Origin of the sequence: Nitrosomonas sp. Is79A3 (assembly GCF_000219585.1) — a bacterium.
Lineage (GTDB): Bacteria > Pseudomonadota > Gammaproteobacteria > Burkholderiales > Nitrosomonadaceae > Nitrosomonas.
Genome location: NC_015731.1, coordinates 1,718,942 through 1,743,885 on the forward strand (window position 1 = coordinate 1,718,942; position 24,944 = coordinate 1,743,885).

Genomic DNA, 24,944 nt, shown 5'->3' on the forward strand with positions numbered 1-24,944 from the left:
CCTATTGAATACTTTGACTGATAGTGCCATTCATTTGATTCATAGTTGCCATTGAAAGATCGATCAAAGGAGCAGGCCATAAACCAAACAGAACGATTAATACAACCAGAAAACTGGCAGCGATCAGTTCGTATAATTTCAAATCTTCAATATCACGCATTTGAGGCTTTACAGGGCCAGTAAATAACATACCGATGGTGCGCATGGCGTAAGCTGTTCCGATCAGAATACTAACTCCGAGCAATATCATTAGATTCCCCCATTGTTGAAATCCACCAACGATTGCATGCAATTCTGCGATAAAACCTACTGTGCCCGGTAAACCCATAGCTGCAAATAGCGTAATTGTCATAAATAAGGCAAAGCGCGGCATTACCCTGACCAGAGAACTGTAGTCCAGAATATTCCGGGTATGTGTACGCTCATAGAGTAAACCAACCAACAGAAACATTGCGCCCGCTACCAAACCATGGGCTGTCATCTGTAAGACCGCGCCAATTAGGCCTGTTTTATTCATGGTTGCGATATCCAAAAGGATAATCCCCATATGGCTTACAGAAGAATAGGCAACCATTGCTTTCATATCTGTTTGCCGCCATGCCAGAACACCGCCATAAATCATTCCTATCAAAGCAAGTGTAATTAATAGCGTTTGCAGCGTTTGTGCTGCCTCTGGCAACATAACAACCACTCTTATCATGCCGTAGGCACCCATCTTAAGCAGGATGCCGGATAACAAAATACTGACAGGACTGGGTGCTTCAACGTGTGCTAAAGGTAGCCAGCCATGTATTGGGAAAATTGGCATTTTGACACCAAAGCCGATCAAGAAGCCCATCAGAACCCAAATCTGCTCATCCTTGGGCATGCTTTGCGCTGCGATAGTCATCGCGGACATCAAAGTGCCACCATGAGGCGGCATATACTGACTGATCGCTAATAAGCTGATCAGCATAAAAATTGAACCGCCCATCGTATACAGCACGAAATTCAAGCTTGCCATATGTCGGCGTGCACCTCCCCAACGATCGATAAGCAGAAACAGTGGCGCTAGAGTCAATTCCCAGAAGATATAAAACAGAGACCAGTCTTGAGAAAGGAATACGCCCAACATGCCCATTTCCAGCAACAAGATACAGACATAGTAGCTTTTGATATTGCGCGTTATATTAAAAGAGGCAAGTAATGCAATGACTGTAAGCAAAGATGCTAATACCACCATTGGCAGTGATAATCCGTCAACACCCAATGCAAGGGCAGTATTTAATTTGGGATTAAATACAAAGTGCTCATAAAATTGTATTCCGCCATCTAATTTATCGTATTCAAGAACTAGCCAGAAACTTAGCAGAAACACAATCGTAGCAACTAGATTTGCTGTAAAGCGGATATGATCTGTGTTTTTACTCGGTATTAATGCCAGTATCAGAATGCCTAATACCGGTGTCAGAAGTAATGTACTGAGTATCCCCATTGAATGATTAACCTTTTTATAAATATTTGTTTTTCTTTAAAGAATAATATTTACATTATTAAGCATTTTTAGTTCTAAATTTTTTAAGTGAATCGTAACCTGATTAATAAGTAAAAACTGTTTTCGTGTCATATAAAAAAGGCCGTTTTAGCCCTTATTGCAGCGTGGTAAGCTAACACAGGAAATGTGAATAAATAGTGAAGATAATTAAGTACTAATATTGCAGTTGGGGAAAAAATATGAGAAGTTTCGTCGAACTGGAATACATTTTTTGTAACATCAGGAGTGATTAAGACATCATTCTGCAGGATAAAACACAATGTGAAGAAAGAAAATTCTGCGTTCAGAAAATAAATAGATCGAAGCGGTTCGTGTTTGTACTTACGGTGAAAAATAAGACAAAACGAACATTCATTTCCAGTTGATTGTGTGCGATATGTAGCAGGAGCAATTCCACGACTTTATCTTGACATAGGATTATGAAATTGTACGGATATGTAAAAGGGGAGCAACTGTAAATTAGAGCGGAATGAATTAAATGCGCGATACATTAATTATAGATCCGGCCAATAAATAGTTTGATTTTTGTTGATTTTGCATGTCGTAGGAGGATGGAAAAAATAGATGCAAGAACCTTAAGAGATGAAGCGCTGCATGAACGTCGCCGGCAAGTGATTCGTCTTCACAAGCGAGGCGGGAAACCTGGGCAAATAGCGCAGGTTACGGAGCTGAGCGACACGGCTGTGAAGAAGATTATTCGACTTTATGAAGAAGGTGGTGCAGCTGGACTAAAGCCTGGTAGACGCGGCCGACGTACGGGTGACAAACGCAGCCTAAGCGAAGAGCAGGAGTTGAGATTGCAACGGCTTATTTGTGATAAGCGTCCTGAGCAACTGAAGATGGATTTTGCGTTGTGGAATCGTGGGGCGATAAGACAGTTAATTGAGCAGGAATGTGGCATATCCATGCCGATACGCACGGTGGGACACTACCTCAAGCGTTGGGGATTTACCCCGCAGAAGCCGATCCGACGTGCTTATGAACAACGCCCGGAGGCGGTAAAGCAATGGCTCAATGAGCAATATCCGGATATTGCCAAGCGCGCTCAAACTGAAGGCGGGGAGATTCACTGGGGTGATGAGACAGGATTAGTCAATACGGATGTGCGAGGACGTGGCTTTGCACCCAAGGGAAAAACACCCGTGACCTACGCTCCTGGCACGCGGCAACGGCTGTCAATGATTGCCACTGTAACCAACAAAGGCTGTGCACGCTGGCAGATTATTGATGGAAATTTCAATTCAGATAGACTCATTGAATTTCTCGAACTACTGATCAAGGATGCAGGGAAGAAAGTGTTCTTGATCCTGGATAATTTGAGAGTGCACCACAGCAAACCAGTGAAGGCTTGGCTGGAAGAAAATAAGGAAAAGATCGAATGCTTTTATTTACCCAGCTACAGTCCGGAATTAAATCCAGAAGAAAGATTAAACTCAGATTTGAAGCAGGCTATCGGTTCGAAAGTTCCGGTGCGTACCAAGGAGAAATTACATGCCGCTGTCGATGATCATATGTTGATGCTGCAGAATAATCCAGAGCGCGTTGCTTCTTACTTCCAAGATCCGTACGTAAAATATGCCGCTTAAAACTATTTAATGGCCGGATCAATAAAGATCAGTCACACTGCTTTAGTGATCACGAATTGAACGCCTACGACCACTTATTCTGCGGCACGCACTTGGATCTGGTCATCAACGACATCGGAGCTGACTCCATCATCGCCAAAGGTTCTCATATGGCGATGGCAGACGTGTCTTCTCTCAAGGGATACTGGCGGCAACAGGATGAATATTTTGCCTCCAACCCAAGTCCCTTTCTGGATAATTTGTATGAATTGGGATTAAACCAACCAAAATCACGTAAATAATGCTCTTAGGGAATCGCTGAATTATTTGGAATGTATCATTCGGGCGAAAGCCGGAATCCGGAAGAATCAACGAACTGGGCACCGGCTTTCGCCGGTACGACGAATATTTCAGTAGTTCCTTAGGGAAACTCTGATTAAGTCCCAAAAACTTGTAAAATACGCGGTAGATTGTAACCACTGCAAGGGAATGCATTGATGAAACAATTAGTATTATCGATTCCATTATTTATCAAGAAACCGAAAGTAACTCGCCGGCAAAAGTTTCTCGAAGAAATGGAGCAAGTGGTTCCATGGGTAGACTGGACGCATCGGATCGCGCCGCACTATCCGGTAGCAGGTTTGGGACGCAAGCCATTTGCGTTGGAAGCGATGCTGCGGATTCATATGATGCAGCAATGGTTTGGTTATTCAGATCCGGCAATGGAAGAAGCGTTACATGATGTGCCGATGCTACGTGAATTTGCAGGACTAGATGCGGGAGAAGATGTTATGCCTGATGAGACGACGATCCTCAAGTTTCGCCACCTGCTGGAGAGGCATCACTTGGCACAAAGCCTGTTTGCTGAAACAACTGGGCGGTTAGCGCAACAGGGATTATTGCTGCGTCAGGGCACGATAGTTGACGCCACGCTGATAGCGGCTGCGCCATCGACCAAGAACCGGCAACGCAAACGTGATGGCGAGATGAGTTCGACTAAGAAAGGCAGCAACTATTACTTTGGATTAAAAGCACACATAGGCGTAGATGCCGATTCCGGCCTGGTGCATAGCCTGGAAATTACCACGGCCAAAGTGGCCGATGGCAACATGATTGATGCGCTGGTACATGGCGAAGAGGCAATTGTATTGGGTGATCGGGCTTATACTCGTAATGATCGCAATCTGGAAGCGCAACGACAGCCGGAAGAGCCGGTCTGGGGTATGCCATTCAAACGCAAGCGCGGTGAGGAATTGCCAGCAGAACATGTCGTGCTCAATCGTATGCTAGCTTCACTACGCGCAAAGGTTGAACATCCGTTTCGTATTGTCAAAAGACAATTTGGTTATACCAAAGTCCGTTACCGAGGATTGTTCAAGAATGCACAACAGCTTCATCTGTTGTTTGCTCTGGCTAATCTCTACCATGTTCGTAAGGTGTTAATGCCAACCACGGGATAATTCCGTCCAATACCCCTGAAAATCAGCCTCAGGGGACAGAATAGTATGCAATCTGCTAAGAATTACAGCTACAAATCGTACAATAATGCCTATATTAGCTACTTTGCCGATGGCTTTGTCGACAAAACTGGAATAAATAACTTAATCAGAGCTTCCTTAGTTTTTTGCCTGAAACTTTCTTTCTGAACCGGCAATTCATCCGCTTAGCCACGCCTTTGACAACGCATTGGACATTCAGTACATTTGCCCAATGACCAAAGTATTCATCAGCTACAGCCACGATTCCGACGAGCACCGCGAGTGGGTACTCCGTCTATCCGAGTGCCTGCGCCAGAATGGCATAGTAACGATCATTGACCGCGACTTTGAAAACAGCTCTCCACCGGAAGGCTGGCCACGCTGGATGTTGAATTCGCTGGATAAAGCAACGCATGTGTTGTGCATTTGCACCGGAATCTATTATCGCCGTTTCCGCGGATTCGAAGTTCCCGGAAAAGGTAAAGGGGTAGACTGGGAAGGCACTGTGATCACGCAAGCACTCTACGATGCGCGCAATGTTTCCAACAAATTCATCGCAGTGCTGCGTACTTCAACTGACGAACCGTTTATTCCGGAACCACTAAGGCCACGAACCCATTATGTGCTGAACACTGAAAACAGCTACCCGGCACTTTACAAGGTATTGCGGAATCAAAATGGCGTGAAACCGGGAATTGTTGATCAGTCAAAAACAAAACCGCCACGTACCCCGGAATATTTATTGGGTTTGTTGGATAGAAAGCCGCAATATGGACATTTTGACGATCATGTCCCCGAAAGGCGACACGTTAACGAAGGAAAGGCTTATGGATTTTGTATTTTCGGTCTCCGAAACGAATGGCCTAACGCGGTGCGGTTTACGCTGTCGCATTTGCTTGAAGAGCACAAGATCGCTAATCCCAAGAAGGCTCCGGACTTTGGTTTGCTGGAAACAAGGCTAAATCTAAGAAATAAAAGTACAGGAATTCAGCAAGCTGAGTTGGCATCAATAGGCGAAGCGTATTTATGGAAGCTTTTGGGGCACCGCTTGGATCGCAATCCTGAAAAACCGGATATTTTGAAGATGCTGCAGAGTAAAGAAGCATCGCATATTTTTTTCCGTGAATTGACTGCGGACGAGGTTAAAAATCATGCTTTCATCGCCGGATTGCTGCTAGCATGGTCTAAGCTCACATTCGGCACCAACTCTCCCGATCATTTCCTCTTGCTGATTTGCGAATCGGATTACTTGGGCGATTCAATGCTTGATCGGTTATTTCAGAAACAATCATCTTCGAGGTGGTATCGGGATTTGGAGAAACTGCTATCCCAACATGGGTTACAAAATTCGTTGTTGCCGGCACTCGGCCCACCGAACGTTGCCGAAGATGTCGAAGATTGGCTAAAAAACCGAGAAGAAATACCAGAACATTTACGCAGCACGATTCGAAAAATACTTTCCAAGCATTCAGCCATCCCGCTTGGAGATTTGAAAGAAAAAATATTCCCGTTATTACAAAACTACCAATCAACCCGAGAGTAACCCATCATGTCAATTTTTTTAGAACCGCACTATTACTTGGGACCCAACAACAAGCATCCTAAGCCGCAAAAATGGCGCGATCTACCCGGATTCAACCCCGATGATTTGACGCACCCGAAGGATTATTTGGCGCCGCAGGGATTAGTGACGGCCGTCAATGTGGCGCTAGAGCTGGGTATGCCGCTGTTGCTGACTGGCGAGCCGGGTTGCGGCAAGTCGCAACTGGCTTATAGCCTGGCATGGGAATTGGATCATCCGCAAAATCCGAATGATGCTTGGCAAAGACCGCTGGCTTTCACCGTCAAATCGGATACGCAAAGCCGCGATTTGTTTTATCACTTTGATACCTTGGGGCGATTCCGCGCCACCCGCAGGGATGGTGAAAACGACGATCCCCGGCGTTTCTTGCGTTTTGAAGCGCTTGGCATGGCGATCTTGCAAGCATTGGGAATAGACGCCGTCAGCAAGCTTGGATTGTACGATTGTCTTGATGTGTCGGGCGAATCGCAACCGGTTGCAGAACCACGGCGCTCGGTGGTGTTAATCGACGAAATCGACAAAGCGCCGCGCGAGGTGCCGAATGACATTTTGAACGAAATCGAACGCATGAGTTTTGATGTTCCGGAATTGTTCGAAACCGCGCGCAAGAAAACCACGATATCGCTGCAATCGGCAGCAATGCGTCCGATTGTGATCATCACCAGTAATCGCGAACGCGAATTGCCGGATGCTTTCCTGCGCCGCTGCGTGTATTACCACTTAGAATTGCCGGCTTTCCGCAGCAAACCCAGCAACAGCAACGGTTCTTCAATTGACGACAATGTCACCATCGAAGAGATTATCGAGAAACGGCTGGGCATCAAAATCCAAACGGAAGAGCACGTGCCGAATGCGCAGAAAAGCGTTTGGGCAGCCGGTATTTCTTTTTTCCATTATCTGCGTAACGAAGCCCGGCTGGAGATACAGCCCTCCATCGCGGAACTGCTGAATTGGATGCAACTACTGCAAAAGCGCGGCAAAGGGTTAGCAGAGACGCCGCATTTAACCAATACCGCATGGCTCGATGTGTTCACCACCAGCGCCAGTGTGACGTTGCTGAAACACAAAGAAGACCAGGAGCGTATCAAAAATTTGATCGACGGCTGGAAAGCGCAACCGGTATCCTAAGCTAAATCCGTGGATAGCCGCAAATTTTATTCCCGCATCGATGGATTGGGTGCGTTGCTGCGTGCCGAGGGTATGGCGCACGGCGTCGATGTTTGGATGTCGGTGGCTCGCCTATTGGAGCGTCTTGAACGACAAGGAAGATTGCCCCACGATGCGAGCGATCTTGCGCCGCTGCTGAGGCCCCTGTTTTGCCGCAATCCGCAAGATCAAGCACGTTTTCCGGTGTTGTTTGAACAATGGCTAAAAGGTGAAAGCCAATCATCCCTGGCAAAGGAAAACCGTATCAGCTCACCAGGCCGCAGTGCCTTCGTTGCAGCGCAAGAAGCCGCGCAAAAAACGCAAAAAATCTGGATCATGGGCGGCATCGCGCTGATCGTCTGCGTGATCGCCGTGTTGCTGGTCAAAGGACCGGATTGGTTTCTGCCAAAACCACCGCCGCCGCCGACCATAAAAATCCCTGAAAAACCGTCACAGCCGATTCCCCGACGCAAACCGCAACCGGCCACTGCAACCGTTGCCATCGTCGATCACATCGCGCCCCGGCCGCAACCGGAACCGGATTACGTGGGATTAGAATGGGAAAGTATCGTGCGCAATATCGGCTGGGCGTTGTTCGCATTGCCTTGGTTGCCGGTGCTGTTGATTTTGGCTTGGCGCTATCAACGCAACGCGGTTTTGCGCAAACAAACCGCATCGGTTGACGACCTGCTGCATCATTTTCGCTTTGATCGCTTACTGCAACCCTTTTTTGGCGGCGCCAAGGCCGAGCAGGCATTACGCGAATTGCACGCAGCGCGGCAGGTACCGACGAATCGCCTGCATATCACCGCCACCATCGAAGCCACCGCGCGCAACGGTGGTTTTTTCCAACCGGTGTACCGCAATCGCCGTGTTTCTCCTGAACACTTACTGCTGGTGCGCAGCCAGCATCGCAACGACCAGCAAGCGGCATTGGCGGAAGAACTGGAGAAGCGCTTTAAAGCACTCGGACTGCCAATCAACACTTATCGCTTTCGCGACGATCCGCGCTGGCTGGTGCGCTGGCATGACGACGACAGCAAAGCTAGCTACTACCAACTGCAGCAACTGGTGGCGCGGCACGAAGCCGCACGTTTACTGATCATCAGCGAAACAGCGATTCTGTTTCATCCATATAGCGGGGAGATTCGCACCTGGCTCGATGATTTGTCGCCTTGGCAGGACAAAGTTTGGCTGCACCCGCGCGATGCCGGTACCGCACACGCAGCACTATTGGCGCAGCACCACTTTCTGATGCTGCCGCTGGCGCAAGACAACCTGCCGCAACTGGTCGAGCATCTGACCACGCCGCAACCGCACAAGCTGATGTTACAAAAAACGGATCCATCGCCGCTGCCCGCGCTGATCGCTGCCGAACCCGATGCCTGGCTCGGTGAGCGCCCGCCTTATGGTGCGAATCTTGACTTGCTGGTGCAGCAATTGGAGCAATTCCTGCATGCCGATGGTTTGCGTCTGTTGCGCGCAGTGGCGGTATTTCCAAAGCCGCACTGGGCGTTGACACGCGCGTTGGATTATTTGCTATTTGAAAACTTAAGTACAGCCGATCCGCTACCGCAGCGCGAACAGCGGCTGGCGCGCTTGAGCCGCTTGCCGTGGTTGACGCATGCGCATTTGCCGGATTGGCTGCGGGAATACCTCCTACTCGGCATGGACCGTGACGAAAGGCAACAAATAGCCACTGCCTGGCAGCGCTTATTCAACCGTCTGACCGATAAGGACAGCCCCAATTCGCTGAGCCTTGAAGTCAGAACACCGCCTAAGCTGCAACTTAAACTAAAGCTCGATGACTTGCGCGCACTCTCTCAGGACGATGCGATCAACGACCCGATTTTTGCCAATATCCTGCTGGGCGGAAAACTGGGCTTGTTGGATTTCCGTATTCCACAAGCTCTGGCTAAGCTGCTGCCTAAAACCAATCAATCGCTGATTCTGCGCCCGGCCTTAATCCTGCTGTTTTGGGTGCTGCTCGGCACCGGTACGTTATACGCGGCCTGGCATTACGTTGGCCAGCACGCATTCATCGACTATCAACGCAACCAAATGGCGCAGGAAAATGCCCAATGGCGCGTCACGCTCAACCACCGCGAAGATACGCAAGTACTGATGGAAGCGCTGCAAAGCAAGCTGAAAACCGCTCAATTTCCCGTATCCATCGGATCGGATACCCTCAATGCCACGACGATCAACACCATCCATTTTGCGCGCGGCGGGCAGGCTGCTGCCGTACGGATTACACGCAGTCTGGCTTGGCTGACGTATGGCGCAGCGATCAACGTGATGGCGTCAACAGACTTATCCGCAGGTACTATTCAAGTACAGCTTAACCGCACGTATCAACACGGTGCAGGATTTAATGATGAGTTGCGCGCAGCACAAGAATCCCGGCTTCCGTTTGAGCCAGAAATGGTGCGTATCCCACCCGGAAAATTCCTAATGGGTTCGCCTAAAACCGAAGCTGGTCGAAGTTCTAACGAAGATCCGCAACACGAAGTCACCATCACCTACGCTTTTGAAATCAGCAAATATGAAGTCACATTTGACGAATACGATGCGTTTGCCAACGCCACCAAGCGGCAATTACCCAGTGGTGGTGGTTGGGGGCGCGGCAAACGCCCGGTAATCAATGTGAGCTTTAACGACGCGCAAGCCTATGTTAAATGGTTGTCGGACAAAACCGGTAAGCAATACCGCCTGCCAACGGAAGCCGAATGGGAATATGCCGCACGGGCTGGAAGCGAAACGGCATACTGGTGGGGTAATGACGTCGGCAAAATCTATGCAAACTGCGCTGGTTGCGGCAGTGAATGGGATGGTAAACAGACTGCACCAGCGGATTCATTTAACCCCAATGCATTCGGCCTGCATAACACGGCAGGTAACGTGTGGGAATGGGTGGAGGATTGCTGGCATGAGAATTATCAAGGCGCGCCAGCAGATGGCTCGGCGTGGAAGGAAGCCAATGGCGGGGATTGTAATCGCCGGGTGGTTCGGGGCGGTTCGTGGAGCATCGGTCCACTGAACTTGCGATCGGCTAACCGTAACCGGAACTTCACCGTTGCTGCCAACTTCAGTTTGGGTTTTCGCATCGCCAGGGCTTTTTGATGGTTTGTTCTTTGTGATTTGTGGTTTTATGGTTTTTGTAGGATGGATTAGCGCAGCGTAATCCGTCATAGATTTGGTTTCGTGCTCCGCTGCTTGGTGCATTGCGCTATGCGGAATAGCACCCTAATTTTTGGGTTTGCTGTCATTCCGAACGCAGAGAGGAATCTTTTGCGGTGGCGCAAGATTTCTCCCTTTGGTCGAAATGACACAATGGGGTCTTTTGATGTTTGCGGGTTGTTTAGCTTTATGTAGGACGAATAAGCGGAGCGTTATCCGTCATAACCATTTTTGGTTACTTTGTTGGTTGCGTTTTAAGCGATAGGACGGTTTTTTATGACATTGAACAGAGAAATGGTGCATTGCACTTCGCTGAATGCACCCTACGATGCTTACCAGCCAAAGAATTTGCTGTGTTCGGCCAGGGGCAGCTCGGTGTTACGAAGCTGCCGCTTTTTATCGCTGCTGCTGAGTTTGATTTTTTCTCAGGGAATCCATGCCAGTGAGGATGTTTTGCTACGAGGTGGTCAAAATGCCAAAGAAAAAGCGGTTACCCAGCAATTAGCGCAAACTTGCTATGCCACCGAGGCCAAATTGGCACCTGCGATGGTAGCAATTCGTCCAGATCGATTTTTGATGGGATCACCGGAAAACGAAAAAGATCGTCAATCGGATGAAGGCCCGCAGCATTTAGTTTCAATTCCAAACCCCTTTGCCATCAGCCGCTGTGAAATTACCGTGGGGCAGTTTAAACAATTTGTTCAAGAAACCAATCATCGCACGACTGCTGAAGAGAACGGCAAAGGTTGTACTGTGTGGAATGCTGAGAAAAAACAACCGGAACAATTGCCGGAGCATAACTGGAAGAATCCTGGATTTGCTCAAACTGATGCCCATCCGGTGGTCTGCGTTTCCTGGGATGATGCCCAAGCCTATGTGAAATGGCTGTCGCACCGCACGGGCGCGGCTTACCGCTTGCCAACCGAAGCGGAATGGGAATATGTGGCACGGGCGGGAACGAAAACAGCACGCTTTTATCAGGACGGCAAGCAATGCGATTACGCCAATGGTTTGGGTCAAGAAGCAAAATCGAATGCTGACGCTAACTGGACGCTGGCGGAATGTTCCGATGGACATGTTTATACCGCACCGGTTGCCAGTTTTGGAGAAAATCATTTCGGTTTGTTTGATCTGTTGGGCAACGTCTTGGAATGGACTGAAGACTGCTGGCATAAGAATTATCAAGGCACGCCAGCGGACGGATCGGCGTGGAAAGAAGCCAATCGCGGAGATTGTACTCGCCGGGTGGTTCGGGGCGGTTCGTGGCTCTACGATCCGCAGGGCTTGCGATCGGCTAACCGTGTCAGGACCGGCTCCGATGAAGCCGACAACGACCTGGGTTTTCGTATCGCCAGGGCTTTTTGATCTTTTGTCATTTTGTTCTTTGTGCTTTGATTCTTTGTGATTTGTGGTTTTGTGGTTTTTGTAGGATGGATTAACGCAGCGTAATCCGTCATTACTGTAGTTTCGTTCGCCACTGTTCTTGGTGCATTGCGCTTTGCTTAATGCATCCTATTTTTTTGGTTTAGTGTCATTCCGAACGCAGTGAGGAATCTTTTGCGATTCTTTGACCTGTTAACGGCTGTGAAAAAATCGATTTTCCCGAAGGATAGTAGTGTGGAGAAGCTGTTGTCGAACCCATGCGTTTTTTGTGTGCGTGGGCGATAGACAACTTCCAATCACTGCAACGGGTTGACTGCGGTGCAGCGTTCTCCGACCCAGCGGCCGTATGTTTCAGCCAATGCATGAACCGGCGTGCCGCCGACGGTGCTGTCGAATTCGGTATTTCCCGAGAAGCTTTCCGGGCTGCTAAAAGTGCCTCGTGCGGTTCCATTACCTTGGAAATGCTGGTTGCTACAGACCAGATCCAATTCGTAGCTGTTGCCGATGCGCTTTGCGTTCTGGACGGTGCAGCCGGAACGGTTTTCATAAAAATAGGCGGGGATTTCCTGTTTGGCCATTTCCGGAGTGATGCAGATTTTTGACGTGGCTGCGCCATTTTCTATTTGGGGCAGTTTGAGGCCATAGCGGCGGGCGAGGTCGCTGAGTTGTTGCATATGCTCCGAGGGAATATGCGGCACCAGCGCCAATAAATCCGATTTCGTGGTGATTTCCCATAATCCGGGGCGGATGTGTTGGTGCGCGAAACTGGAAGTTGCCATTGTTAAACTCAGGCCGGATAGAAATGAAATAAGGGTTTTATGCATTGGGGTTTCCGCATGGCGTGTTCTGAAAAAATCAATTGTGCAAAAGTTTATTGAAATCGTGCCGTCAATTACCCACGCGTACGGTCAACGGTGATTTCTAAGTTTAAGCAAGTTTAGCTGATAACTGGAAAAACCTCTTGGAATTTAAATCTGTCTGCATGGCTGCATATAATTTGTAGACATATCATTATAATAATTAATTATTTATAGCCGTATCAGTAACTGCTGTATATTTCGAATCTTTTCTCAGGAGTGTAAAACTATGGAATGGCAAGGCTGGTTTGCACTGAGTTTATGCATCGCTGTGTTGGCGACACTTATTTTTACCCGGATTGGCCCGCATTTAATCATGATCGGGGCGCTGACGATACTCAGTGTATCCGGGATTTTGAGCGCTAACGATGCGTTAAGCGGCTTTAGTAATTCGGGTTTGATTACCGTTGCGGGTATGTTTGTGGTTGCCGCGGGGATGCATGCCTCCGGCGCGATCGATTTATTAGTGACCACTATGTTAGGCAGACCGAAAACAGTACGCGGGGCAATTTCCCGGATGTTCTTTCCGGTTGTGTTCCTCAGCAGTTTCCTCAACAACACTCCGGTGGTTGCCACCATGATTCCGGCTATTTATAGCTGGTCGCGCAAGATTGGGATTTCGCCTTCGAAGCTGATGATACCGCTGAGTTATACGGCGATTCTGGGCGGCACGATTACATTGATTGGAACCAGTACCAATCTGATCGTCAACGGCCAATATCAGGTGTTGACCGGTGAATCCGGGTTTTCCTTGTTTTCGATTACCGCTGTTGGTATACCTGTTGCCATTGCCGGTTTTTTATTAATGTGGCTAGCCTTTCCCAAATTGCTGCCAGAGCGGACTCAAGGCCAGGTTTTTTCCAATTTACGCGAATTTACTCTGGAAGTTTCCATCGCGCCGAATGGTCCTTTAGTCGGCAAAACTATCGAGCAAGCCGGGTTAAGGCACCTGCAACGCGTATACCTGATTGAGATTGATCGAAATGGAACGGCGATTACCGTTGTTTCACCCGAAGAAGTGCTTCAAGGTGGTGACCGGTTGGTATTTGCCGGTGATACCGATGCGATCTCAGATTTGATGCGCATTAATGGGATTATTCCGTCGACTGAGGAAGAGCAAACTCAAACATTCACCATGCAGCATGCTGAACGGCGTTTGATCGAAGCCGTTGTGTCGCCGCATTGTTCGGCGCTGGGGCATGCCATTCGCGATGCGCGCTTCCGTGCCCGCTATGGCGCAGCGGTATTGGCTGTGGCGCGTAATGGCGAACGCATCAAAGGCAATCTCGGAAGCATCATATTGCAGGCCGGTGATACGTTATTGCTGGAAGCAAGACCGGCTTTTGTCAGCCGCCAGCGTTACAACAAGGATTTTTTGCTGATTAATGATCTGAACACTGAAGCGCCGCGTCATGAAAGGGCGTATCTTGCCTGGACAATTCTTGTCGGTATTATTGCAGCGGCAAGCTTTGATGTTATTACCATGCTGAATGCGGCATTGATCGGTGCTGGCCTGATGATTATTACGGGCTGCTGTTCTGCCAATCAGGCAGAAAGAAGTCTTGATTTGACGGTTATCATTACTATTGCATCATCATTTGCCTTGGGTATGGCTTTGGAAAAAACTGGTGTAGCCAAATATCTTGCGGCAAATATCGTGGATTTGAGCGGCGGCACACCCTGGCTTCTACTCATTCTGGTCTACATATCCATCTCAATATTAACCGAAGTCATTACCAATAATGCCGCAGCGCTTTTAATGCTGCCCATTGTGCTGGAGATCACCGAGAAAGCCAGTTTAAATAATGAACCTTTTGTGTTCGCCATCATGATGGCGGCTTCCGCCAGCTTCGCGACACCTTTGGGTTATCAGACGAATATGATGGTTTATGGTCCGGGCGAATATCGATTCACCGATTTCCTGCGAGCAGGGATACCGATGAATATCGTGGCGGGGGTTGTTACCATCACAGTATTGTTAATCGGCTGGCCTTTGGCCAAGTAGAAAGGATGCTATGGTTTTCAAATTCCAATTTAATTTCTCGCCTTGTTGCTCCTTTGACCGCGGTTATGCATTAATTCAATAACATTGCGATTAAACTGTATCCAACGCCTTTCAGTTTTTTTGATTATCAAGGTAGACCATAGACCAGTAGGGGAGTCGACTTAAGATCGCCTCAATTCGTCAAAGAAGAAAACCAGCGTACTGCTCATCGAAGCTATCGGATTTGTACATTAAAAATAAGGAAAATGCTTATTTAAGCGATTCTACGTTTCAGTTATGATGATTCCTCACTACGTTCGGAATGACGTCGGTGAGTTAATCAGAGATTCCTTAAATTGGGGCAGGGCGCAATGTATACTCTAATCTCATTAATAAATGGCCGGCTCAATAACCATTCAGGCGGTCAAGTATCTTCGAAGTTTCAGGAAAACAAGAATAGTGCTTACGCCATGTTGCCGTTCGGAGTCGGCCATTTAGTCAGCAGCAGTTGTATCCATCGCTTACTGCTAATCGGATGACTGCTAGCCAAGAAAAAAACGTTCTCCCATATCCATACTAAATTCCTGATACCTGCGTGGCGAGGTTTTCAATGAGCCATCTAAAAAGTTTGCTATCAGGATCGTGGACTTATCATTGCAGCAAATCCACGGAGAATTGTAAGTTGAAGCTGTTTTCTCATCGTATCTCTTCGATTCCCGGGGTAATCGGCTTGGATAGGCCTTGACGGAAATGCCCTTAAAAAGATTGCTGTGACAGTTGAAACGATACCTTCAATCATCCGAATTGATGCCGTTCTTACAATGCAGTATCAGCCAATCTTAACTCGGAGATAAAAATGGATTTGTATGCAAGCATACCCAAAGAATCGAGGCAATCTGCGGTAATCAAAGAGTTCCAGGCTTTAATTTTGAATCTTTATTGCGGTATCAGGTTGCTTGGCTTTCGTCGCAATGTGCTGGAACAGGTGACAGTTTCTCACGATCAGCTCATTTTGCTCCTGGGTTTTTATGGTCTTACCGCATTGATTGTTTCCTATGTTATGACACGCAATCCCGTTTTCGACCTGTTTGGTCTGGGATTTCTTAGTATTGAGTTGTTGATTGTACTTCTGGTGGGGTTTGTACTGACAAAGTTAACCGGTAAACAGAGTGATTTGCTCAAGTTTCTGGTTATAACTTACTGTGTCTTGCCATTTCGTTATCTGATTTCTTTTGCCGGTTTGTCTGACTTGCCCGATACAATCTTTGCGGCTGGATATGTCATTTTTATGCTATGGAGTTTAGCCATTTGTTTTTACATTGCATTGCAATTATTGGATCAACAAAAGCTTAAAGCGGCATTGATTGTTATGCTTTGGATGGCAGCATCTTTTCCATTGGCTAATCTATCATTCAGTTTCTGGTATGAAGATTATGACTATCCCAACGAGATGGCGGCGTTTTCTGATGATGCATTATATGATGTTAATCAGGAGCATGTTTACTATAACCAGCCTATGCTTCTGAATAATGCCTTAGACCCCATTCAACCTGGCATTGATGGAGTGTCCGATCTTTTTTTTGTAGGATTTGGTTCTGATGCCACTCAGGATGTGTTTATGCGGGAAATTGGCCATGTGCAGCGTGTTATGAGTGAGCGTTTGGGCGCATCAGGGCGGTCTATTGTATTATTAATAATCTGAAAACGATCAATACGACACCACTAGCATCCTCAACAAACCTGAGAATCGCATTGAGTCATCTAGGCAATAAAATGAATCGTGATGAAGATGTTGTCTTTCTGTATCTGACCAGTCATGGATCTATGGATCATGAACTTTCAGTGCAAATGTGGCCGCTTGATCTTAATGCTGTCCGCCCGGAAGATATCAAGACTTATCTGGACAATGCCGGTATACGCTGGCGAGTTATTCTGATTTCAGCGTGTTATTCAGGCGGGTTTATTAAGGCACTCCAGAACGAATACAGCCTGGTTTTCACTGCCGCAGCATCGGACAAAACATCATTTGGCTGTTCTCATGAAAATGAGTACACATATTTTGGCGAAGCACTTTTTAAGAATATTGAAGATAAGCCCTATCAGTTCATTGAGAGTTTTAATCGGGCCATCACGAAAATCACACAACGCGAGCGCAATGAAAATTTGATTCCCTCAGAGCCTCAGTTATTTATTGGAAGTCAAATGAAGGAAAAGCTGCATCGGCTGGAACAAGACATGGTTCATTACACTCCCGAGAGATTCGGTGTTTATTAATAAGCATTAAGCGCGCCTGAAAGAATTCATGATTAGTCAGCATCGATTGCTGGTATTAAGAAGGGATTTGAACGTGAGGAGTAACAGATTTCAGTGTGACAAATGTCATAGTTAATCCAAACTAACCTGAATAATAATAAATTGTAGTGCAAGCTTGATAATGAATCTATTGCTCGGAAGGTTTCGAGGAATAATATTGATCTTTTTTTAATAGTTTACTTGCCTAATTACACAGGAGATAAGGAAATGATATTTCTACGAAAGAGCACTTTTTTTCAGGTTTTTCTGGTTATATTGATAATCGGTTATGCCCATTCGGCAGCGGCCAAAACCTTAGGTATTTTCTCTGCGCAGCAATCCTGTCCCGCCTATGTTTCAAAGAATAAATTAACCAATCCAGATAATACGCAGATTCTGGCGGATAAAAAATACGATATTATCGAGGCGAATAAACCAGATCATGCTAGCTGGTACCGGGTTATTCTGCCTACTGCGAATCCCAAGGAGCGCTGGATTAGCGCTGACTGTGGTGATGCTCAACTGAGCGGCGGGCAGGGAACGGGAGACAATGGAAACAGCAGTAGTTGTAGTATTACTGGCGAGGCGGATAGTCATGTTCTCGCACTGTCATGGCAACCCGCTTTCTGTGAAACCAAACCACAAAAGCCTGAATGTAAAATCACCGACCCGCAGGTATATCAGGCCAAACATTTCACCTTGCACGGCTTATGGCCTAATAAAAAAAGTTGTGACACGCATTACGCCTTTTGCGGCGATGTCAAAGCTCAGAAACAAAATTTCTGTGATTATCCGGAGATTAAATTAAATCCAACTTCGCAAGCTTCATTAGCGGAGGTCATGCCTAGTGTGACAGCAGGTTCTTGCCTTGAGCGCCATGAATGGCATAAACATGGTACCTGCCAATCCGCCAAGTCGATAGAAGAATTTTTTGATTTGTCTGTAGATTTGGCCCGCCAGTTTAATGATTCCGGTATGGCTTATTTTATGAATCGCAGGATTGGCCAGCAAGTTCGTACCGAAGATTTTCTCAACCGGATCGCTGCGGTACTGGGATCTGCCGCTCGTGATCGGATTAAGCTTAACTGCGATCAGGGGATGCTGGTGGAAATTCAATTGAGCTTGATTGCTGATCTAACCCCGGGCGCTGATCTTGAGAAACTGATTGTCAATGCACCGGCACAGAGCAATTCCAATTGTGGAGAGACTTTCCGTGTCGATCCGATTGGGCAATAGGGAAGGGATCTATCTGGATTGATCATTTGTACTGGCTCAGATCTGAGCCAGTACAAATTACAAAGCCTGGAATATCACATCAGCCGCTGATAATGCTGTGGATTGTTGTAATACGCCGATAAATGTAATGCTGGCTGCATCGCCTACAAAATGCACCGCGACATCATCACCTTGGATATCGATACCGCTAATGTAGGGAGTTAATTGCGCAAAATTCTGAATGCCTAGCTGAATATCGAATCCGATTTTATCCACTCCCGGAATAAAATCTTGAAAAATGTAATTACCCACATTGGCTATACCAAAAATATCCGAACCTTCGCCACCAGTCATCGTATCTGTGCCCAGTTGTCCGACCAAAGTGTCATCGCCATTGTTACCGATTAGCGTGTTGCTGGAACTGTTTCCAATTAATTTATCGTTGCTAGTGCCGCCAATCGCGCGTTCAATTAATGTATTCAATCCGAGTGACAAGTTATTTTCCGCGGCTTGTCCATCTGGCGTAAGACCAACGGAACTGAGTGTGCCAGGTGCAGCAACATTGAGATTGAGTGTTACTGGCGTATTTATCCCAGATGCATCAAGCGTATCATTACCCCCATCATCATAGATTGTCTGGACAACTTGGCCACTTTCTTCTGTTAATGCGTATGAATTATCGCCTGAATTAAGCAGTTTTGCATTGTATAGATAGGACAAGGCAGCGTAATCGTATGGTGCCAGATTGATCCGTTCAAGCCCCTGATTTTGCGGTGTGTAAGACATGATGCTATACAACTCAGAGTCTTCTACACCCGTTAGGAAGGGCCCTTCGTTGGTGTCTCCACCCGAAGCTGCTGCATTGTAATTGCCAGGATGTTTAAGTCCGAGGGTATGTCCAATTTCATGAATCAGTGTCGAATAGGCATTGGTGCCATAGACGACATGGTTTGTCTGTGAGGCTTCCGGTGTGTTGTTGATGTACAGATCTCCTGCATTATCACCAATTGATTTATCTGGATAATAGGCATAGCCGACTGTTGTGGTTTGTGCATTATTGCCGAACCGGAGTTGGCCATAGGATTGCGTAGAATCGGTTACTTCTGTGAAAGTAATGTCGAACTGGGAAGAAAGCGTGGTTAAAATCTCTCGAACCGCAATCTTCTGCTCATCGGTCATAGTGCTGAAGTGATTGCCGTCCTGAGCCGGATCAGCATAAACCGGAAGTTCTGACATGAAACTGAAAGTCAATCCTACCGGTTTGCCAGCTTCGGCAGGATCCCAGCGAATGTCACTGCCAGCAAGCACAGCATCAATGCGGTAATCATCCGTAATACTCAGCATATTTTTCTCCCTTGCATAATTTACAAACTGGCGATCTTAATTTCTAAGAACTAATTTTAGAATAATGGGTAGCTGGTAAATTGCATAAACATTGCAGCTTTTTTGTTCTTATTCTGAAGTTTGATAGATCAAAATTGCTTGTCAGAAAATTGCTAAGTGATTTGCTATCGCAGGATAGCTTAACGTTAAAACAAATAATTGATCGGTTATCTGTTTATGCACAACCTCATTCATGTATACCAAAATATGGGCATACATGTTTTAGCAATGAGAATCGAAAAACCATTGCTTATTTTTTGATATGGTTTTTATCATTACATGTTCATGTTTTCCTACTTTTATTATCAAATTGGAATCATGAAATTCTATATAAAATACTATTTCAAGTGAAATAACCTATAAAAATCATTTTATTCATTCTCAATGTTTCCTTAAGGCTGTCGAATTAAAGAGTTCGCATATATGTAGGAAAATATTTACAACTTGAGGAGTATTGGATGAGGAATTTTGTTAATAAAATAATTGCTGGAAGTACATTTTTATGTACGATTGGGATGACGTTACCACACGCTTTAGCGCAAGATGCAACAGCGGATCGCGTTAAAGAACTGGAGAGTCGATTGCAAGTGATTCAGAATGAATTGGAGAAAGTAAAATCTCAATCGAACCAAGTGACACAGAAAGTTGAAAGTATTGGACAAAAATCAAATTTTACTGAATCTCAGGATAGAAATGCAGGTCATATGGTGTTCTTCCGTGGCGGCTTTGCGCACAGTTCTCAACATCGCAACGGAATGACCATACAAAGCACCGTTGTTCCTGCCGGAGCACAGGAACAACCTGACAAAAATGCATGGTATGTTGGTGCGGGTTTTGACTTTAATCTAACCAAAGATGCATGGGGATTAGCGCCGAAGACCAATGTTCTTGCAGAACTGATGTTCGAGTATAAAGAATTCGGTTCTCACGTGCACGGGAATGCACTTGCCAATAGTCCAACTCCGCTGATTGGTGGTGCGTTGAATCCTCGAAATGTAACGATAACACAACTATCTATATACGCATCGCCAAAAATAAAATTTCTGGAAGGATCGCGGATCAGGCCTTGGATTATCCCAGCCGGTTTAGGCATTCACATCATAAGCCCACCAGGTGAGTCAGGTTCATTTTTTATCCCAGGGGTTATGTTTGCCGGGGGTGTCGATTATAGAATATGGAAAGATATTTATGTAGGTTTGGATGCTCGTTATCATGTGACTGGTGGCAAAAAGGATGGTGTGAATGTTGATGGCCTGACAGCTGGTGGTTATGTTGGTATAGGTTTCTAAGATTCTGACTAATAGTTTAGTCTTGTTATTGAATAGATTTTTCCTGAAAGGATGTTTTATTAACAACCAGTTCGTAGGCTTGGTTCACTGACAACTATCAATCAAATAAGGATCGCATTGAAAATAGGCGTATAAATACCTAGGGTGCACGCGCTAGGGTATGACCTGCATCGCTCGAATAGGGTGCAAGGCATCACGTAAATCTTCATCATGCATAATTCCTGATAGTAATTTGTTGCCTAGAAAAGGGGCTGATTGAATTGCTACATTTGTTGCTATCACAAAGAGATGATTACCTCTTGACGAAGATAATATGTCTGACTAACATTAAGAAGAAGGCAGTACATGCTATTGCTGTTTTCTTTGTGTTTCTTTAACTATTTTAAGGGCTTATTATGTTACAGTTTAAAAAGACGTTATTAGGTGGTATTGCACCAGTATTGTTATCCATTGCACTGGCAAGCCCAGTAATTGCTTCCGATGCTCATCATGCACACGGCAAAGACCATAATTTTGGTCATTTCACTAAAGACAATTTGTTGCTTACTCCAAAAGATTATCGCGAATGGATTTTTGTGGGAGCGCCCGTTACACCAAAAGATATGAATGATGGAAAACCTGCATTTCCTGAGTTTCATAATGTGTACATTGATCCAACAAGTTGGAACCATTGGAAGAAAACTGGTGAATTCCGTGATGGGACTGTTATCGTTAAAGAATTAACTAGCGTAGGTTCAAAAGAGGCCGCCAGCGGAAATGGATATTTCCCAGGTGAATTTAATGGGATTGCTGCAATGGTGAAAGATTCCAAACGTTTTGCAGATAAACCTGGAAATTGGGCATTTTTTGGTTTTGAATCTTACGATGCTAAACAAGGCATACTTCAAGCTGATGATGCATGCGCAGCTTGTCACAAAGCAAACGCTGCACAAGACATGGTCTTTACTCAGTATTACCCAGTGTTACGTGCGGCTAAACCAAGTAAATAATAGTTGAGTAATGGCTTATAGCCAATAGTAAGCTTTCTGAAATCGGGCAATTTGGCGAACTAGTTATCAATCAGTGCGCCAAATTGCTTTCCTTTCTGTGCACAGAAAAAGTTTTTGTTGAAGTTGACTTAGAAAATTTCCTGTCGTTTCTCCTGCCAAAATATCAATAAAGTTTTCTTAAAGTTCATTTTGAACTTTCTTTTAGAAGTTATTTTTCCATTCACGTAATACAGTGAAAATCTCTATAGGGCTTGAAAGTGATTTTCCAGAATAATTTTGAGTACTATTAATAATTCCCAACTGTTCACAACGAATAAAAGGATTAATTTTCTTTTCAAGAGTAAGCGTTGTAGGGATGGTCGGAATATTCCGATTGCGTAATTCCTGTGCTGCAATTTCGAACTTAATGAGTCTTGCATTCTCAGGATCGGCAGCTTTTGCAAACTGAATATTTCCTAATGTATATTCATGAGTACAGAATATTAACGTATCGTCAGGTAGTTGAGAGAGTTTCTGCAATGATTGATACATTTGTTGTACAGTTCCTTCAAATACTCGTCCACAGCCGCAAGCAAAAAGTGTATCACCGCAAAATACCATATTAAATGGATTTGACCCATAATAGGCGATATGTCCCCGAGTGTGTCCGGGAGTGTCTAGTACCATAAGATTAAGCGATATTGCTTCAAGATTTACTTGATCCCTCTCGCGTAGAGGATGAGACACTGTTGCAATTGACTCATTGCGTGGTCCATATACGGGAACATCGTATGACTGAAGCAATTCAGAATTACCGCCTGTATGATCATCATGATGATGGGTAATCAGAATTGCACTTAATTGCAATTTTTTAGACCGGAGATACTCAATAACAGGAGATGCGATACCGGGATCTATAACAGCAGCATGTGCCTGATTGTGAATTACCCAGATATAATTATCTCTAAAAGCGGGTATCGGATGAACATTCAGCATGAAATTCCTATGTAATATATTTTATAAAGTTGATGTGCTTAAGCGATTTAAAAGAAACTATAAATTCAGGTGAGAATAATTAGTAATGATGTCTGAGCAAAATGTTCAACAATGGTTTGATTCCTCTCTCGGTCAATATTTGATTGAACACGAGCAGCGTTATTTTGATCAGGTTGCCGTAAACATTTTTGGCTATAATGCCGTGCAGATAGGTTGGCCTCAATTTAATTTTTTGCGCCTGAACAGAATGCCTTTGCATTTCTCTGTAGGACTTGAGAGTCAAGCTTCCTTGCGTGCTGCAGCTGGCTATCTTCCGATTCAGAGTAGCAGTGTCGATCTGGTGATTTTGCCACATGTTCTTGAGTTTGATACCAATCCACATCAAATTTTACGTGAAGTGCACCGAATTCTAATACCTGAAGGTCATATCGTAATATCAGGTTTTAATCCCTTGAGTTTTTGGGGAGCCTGTCATTATTTAAAATCTACACGCCGTGAGTTTCCCTGGAATGGGAATTTTATTGCATTATCGCGACTTAAGGATTGGCTGAAATTACTAGATTTCGAGATGGCGGGTGGTCGGCTAAGTTGTTATACGCCCCCATTTAAGCAAGAAAGATGGCGCCGGAGATTTAGTTTTATGGAAGCAGCAGGGGACCGTTGGTGGCCAATTTCAGGGGGGGTGTATTTCTTGCATGCAATTAAGCATATGCACGGTATGCGGATTATCAAACCGGGTTGGAAAAATTGTCTTGATCCCAAGAAAAGAATGGTTCCGGCAACTCAAAAAATGAACGAAATCTCTAGCAATGAGCATCCACCAAAGAATTTCAATCAGATGGATGATTTGAACAAGTAATAAAAAAATTATGGCAGACTCAAAAATTGTTGAGATTTATACGGATGGAGCGTGCAAAGGAAATCCAGGTGTCGGAGGGTGGGGGGCATTGCTGAGATACGCCGGTCGTGAGCGTGAAATTTTCGGTGGTGAAAAATTAACCACCAATAATCGCATGGAGTTACTTGCCGCAATACGTGCTTTAGAATCTTTAAAGCGCCCTTGCAAAGTGCATTTACATACAGATTCACAATACGTCCAGAAAGGTATCAGTCAATGGTTGGATTCGTGGAAAGTGCGTAATTGGCGTACATCCAATAGAAAGCCTGTTAAAAATGAGGATCTTTGGAGGCTGCTTGATTCTTTAGTGCAGCAACATGAAATTGAATGGTGTTGGGTTCGTGGCCACTCGGGTCATATTGACAATGAGCGAGCGGATCAACTGGCTAACCGTGGAGTTGAAATGATTACTTCCGAAGAATTACAAAATAGTTAGAGGTTTTATACTATGCGTCAAATTGTGTTGGATACTGAAACGACGGGGTTAGAACATAAGCTTGGGCATCGCATTGTAGAAATAGCGGCAGTCGAGTTATGTAACAGGCAATTCACAGATAATCATTTTCACTATTATCTTAATCCCGAACGTGAGAGCGATGAAGGAGCTTTACAAGTACATGGTCTAACAACCGAATTTCTTAAAGACAAGCCGAGATTCCATGAAATATCCAAAGAATTATTGAATTTCATTTGTGATGCCGAACTCATTATTCATAATGCACCATTCGACGTTGGATTTCTTAATCACGAATTAGGTTTAATCAATCTGAAAACGCTGAACAATTATTGTTTGTCGATAACAGATACATTGAAATTAGCGAAAGAGTTTCATCCCGGCAAACGGAATAACCTGGATGCACTGTGTGAGCGCTACAATATTGACAATTCAAGGCGTACACTGCATGGTGCATTACTCGATGCAGAGTTATTAGCTGAAGTTTATCTGGCTATGACACGCGGGCAAGAGAGTCTACTTATCGAGTTAGAATATGTTGAGCCGGTTCAACAGGCTCTGGATAAATTAGATAGCTTCAAAACAAAAATCATTGAAGCAACAGCTGACGAATACGCACAGCATCTAATGATATTAGAAAATATTTCGCGTGAGAGTAACAATAACTGTTTGTGGAACAGACTTGGAAATAAAAACACTATTGATGATAAGTCAGTTTGTGGAGGAAATTTAAATTGATG

The 24,944-nt window shown here is 45.4% G+C and carries 20 protein-coding genes; 16 read left to right on the top strand and 4 right to left on the bottom strand.

All coding sequences use genetic code 11. The annotated features are described in order from the left end of the window. Position 1 precedes the first annotated feature (1 nt). Positions 2–1,474: an NADH-quinone oxidoreductase subunit M gene (locus tag NIT79A3_RS07965; protein ID WP_013965700.1), complete on the bottom strand. Its 1,473-nt coding sequence runs from the start codon at positions 1,472–1,474 to the stop codon at positions 2–4. A 611-nt stretch (positions 1,475–2,085) separates the two neighbouring features. Here NIT79A3_RS07965 and NIT79A3_RS07970 point away from each other — a divergent pair. The 7 genes from NIT79A3_RS07970 (at position 2,086) to NIT79A3_RS07995 (ending at position 11,850) form a co-directional block, all read left to right on the top strand. Then, the gene (locus NIT79A3_RS07970) at positions 2,086–3,120 is read left to right on the top strand and encodes an IS630 family transposase (protein ID WP_013965701.1); all 1,035 of its coding nucleotides are present in this window, start codon (positions 2,086–2,088) and stop codon (positions 3,118–3,120) included. Between the two features lie 56 nt (positions 3,121–3,176). Further along, a complete protein-coding gene (locus NIT79A3_RS18710) occupies positions 3,177–3,401 on the top strand; it encodes a hypothetical protein (protein WP_156797045.1) in 225 nt (74 codons plus the stop codon). A 195-nt stretch (positions 3,402–3,596) separates the two neighbouring features. Continuing rightward, positions 3,597–4,559 carry an IS5 family transposase gene (locus NIT79A3_RS07975; protein WP_013965703.1) on the top strand — a complete coding sequence of 321 codons (963 nt, stop codon included), beginning with the start codon at positions 3,597–3,599 and terminating at the stop codon, positions 4,557–4,559. A gap of 250 nt (positions 4,560–4,809) precedes the next feature. Beyond that, positions 4,810–6,120 (top strand): toll/interleukin-1 receptor domain-containing protein, encoded by a 1,311-nt coding sequence (locus tag NIT79A3_RS07980; protein ID WP_013965704.1) that lies wholly within the window; start codon positions 4,810–4,812, stop codon positions 6,118–6,120. A gap of 6 nt (positions 6,121–6,126) precedes the next feature. Beyond that, the gene (locus tag NIT79A3_RS07985) at positions 6,127–7,287 is read left to right on the top strand and encodes a MoxR family ATPase (RefSeq protein WP_013965705.1); all 1,161 of its coding nucleotides are present in this window, start codon (positions 6,127–6,129) and stop codon (positions 7,285–7,287) included. Between the two features lie 9 nt (positions 7,288–7,296). Beyond that, a complete protein-coding gene (locus NIT79A3_RS19110; RefSeq protein ID WP_013965706.1) occupies positions 7,297–10,428 on the top strand; it encodes a formylglycine-generating enzyme family protein in 3,132 nt (1,043 codons plus the stop codon). Positions 10,429–10,761: 333 nt separating this feature from the next. Beyond that, positions 10,762–11,850, top strand: a complete 1,089-nt coding sequence (locus tag NIT79A3_RS07995; RefSeq protein ID WP_013965707.1) for a formylglycine-generating enzyme family protein — start codon at positions 10,762–10,764, stop codon at positions 11,848–11,850. Positions 11,851–12,164: 314 nt separating this feature from the next. Here NIT79A3_RS07995 and NIT79A3_RS08000 read toward each other — a convergent pair whose 3' ends face one another. After that, positions 12,165–12,692, bottom strand: coding sequence for a DUF3617 domain-containing protein (locus NIT79A3_RS08000; RefSeq protein ID WP_013965708.1), 528 nt, complete (start codon positions 12,690–12,692; stop codon positions 12,165–12,167). 262 nt (positions 12,693–12,954) lie between these two features. Between NIT79A3_RS08000 and NIT79A3_RS08005 the strand changes: the two genes are divergently transcribed. The 4 genes from NIT79A3_RS08005 to NIT79A3_RS08015 all read left to right on the top strand — a co-directional run bounded on the left by NIT79A3_RS08005 (position 12,955) and on the right by NIT79A3_RS08015 (position 18,237). Next, positions 12,955–14,730, top strand: a complete 1,776-nt coding sequence (locus NIT79A3_RS08005) for an SLC13 family permease (protein WP_013965709.1) — start codon at positions 12,955–12,957, stop codon at positions 14,728–14,730. Positions 14,731–15,565: 835 nt separating this feature from the next. After that, positions 15,566–16,411, top strand: a complete 846-nt coding sequence (locus tag NIT79A3_RS17880) for a hypothetical protein (protein WP_049785358.1) — start codon at positions 15,566–15,568, stop codon at positions 16,409–16,411. 38 nt (positions 16,412–16,449) lie between these two features. Continuing rightward, positions 16,450–16,983, top strand: a complete 534-nt coding sequence (locus NIT79A3_RS17885) for a C13 family peptidase (protein WP_348225764.1) — start codon at positions 16,450–16,452, stop codon at positions 16,981–16,983. 246 nt (positions 16,984–17,229) lie between these two features. Next, positions 17,230–18,237, top strand: a complete 1,008-nt coding sequence (locus NIT79A3_RS08015) for a ribonuclease T (RefSeq protein WP_013965710.1) — start codon at positions 17,230–17,232, stop codon at positions 18,235–18,237. 57 nt (positions 18,238–18,294) lie between these two features. On the opposite strand, the gene NIT79A3_RS08020 is transcribed toward NIT79A3_RS08015, so the two are convergent. Then, a complete protein-coding gene (locus NIT79A3_RS08020; RefSeq protein ID WP_013965711.1) occupies positions 18,295–19,560 on the bottom strand; it encodes a M57 family metalloprotease in 1,266 nt (421 codons plus the stop codon). A 497-nt stretch (positions 19,561–20,057) separates the two neighbouring features. On the opposite strand from NIT79A3_RS08020, the gene NIT79A3_RS08025 reads away from it, so the two are divergent. Next, positions 20,058–20,888: a porin family protein gene (locus NIT79A3_RS08025; RefSeq protein ID WP_013965712.1), complete on the top strand. Its 831-nt coding sequence runs from the start codon at positions 20,058–20,060 to the stop codon at positions 20,886–20,888. 395 nt (positions 20,889–21,283) lie between these two features. Beyond that, complete coding sequence (locus NIT79A3_RS08030; RefSeq protein ID WP_013965713.1) at positions 21,284–21,877, top strand: cytochrome P460 family protein; 594 nt, start codon at positions 21,284–21,286, stop codon at positions 21,875–21,877. Positions 21,878–22,078: 201 nt separating this feature from the next. On the opposite strand, the gene gloB is transcribed toward NIT79A3_RS08030, so the two are convergent. Then, on the bottom strand, positions 22,079–22,852 hold the full coding sequence (gene gloB, locus NIT79A3_RS08035) for a hydroxyacylglutathione hydrolase (RefSeq protein ID WP_013965714.1): 774 nt from the start codon (positions 22,850–22,852) through the stop codon (positions 22,079–22,081). Positions 22,853–22,937: 85 nt separating this feature from the next. Here gloB and NIT79A3_RS08040 point away from each other — a divergent pair, with 85 nt between their 5' ends. The 3 genes from NIT79A3_RS08040 to dnaQ are packed head-to-tail and all read left to right on the top strand — an operon-like array spanning position 22,938 to position 24,942. After that, the gene (locus NIT79A3_RS08040) at positions 22,938–23,711 is read left to right on the top strand and encodes a methyltransferase domain-containing protein (protein ID WP_013965715.1); all 774 of its coding nucleotides are present in this window, start codon (positions 22,938–22,940) and stop codon (positions 23,709–23,711) included. 10 nt (positions 23,712–23,721) lie between these two features. Beyond that, positions 23,722–24,186: a ribonuclease HI gene (gene rnhA, locus NIT79A3_RS08045; protein ID WP_013965716.1), complete on the top strand. Its 465-nt coding sequence runs from the start codon at positions 23,722–23,724 to the stop codon at positions 24,184–24,186. Between the two features lie 12 nt (positions 24,187–24,198). Continuing rightward, a complete protein-coding gene (gene dnaQ, locus NIT79A3_RS08050) occupies positions 24,199–24,942 on the top strand; it encodes a DNA polymerase III subunit epsilon (protein ID WP_013965717.1) in 744 nt (247 codons plus the stop codon). The last annotated feature ends 2 nt before the right edge of the window (positions 24,943–24,944 follow it).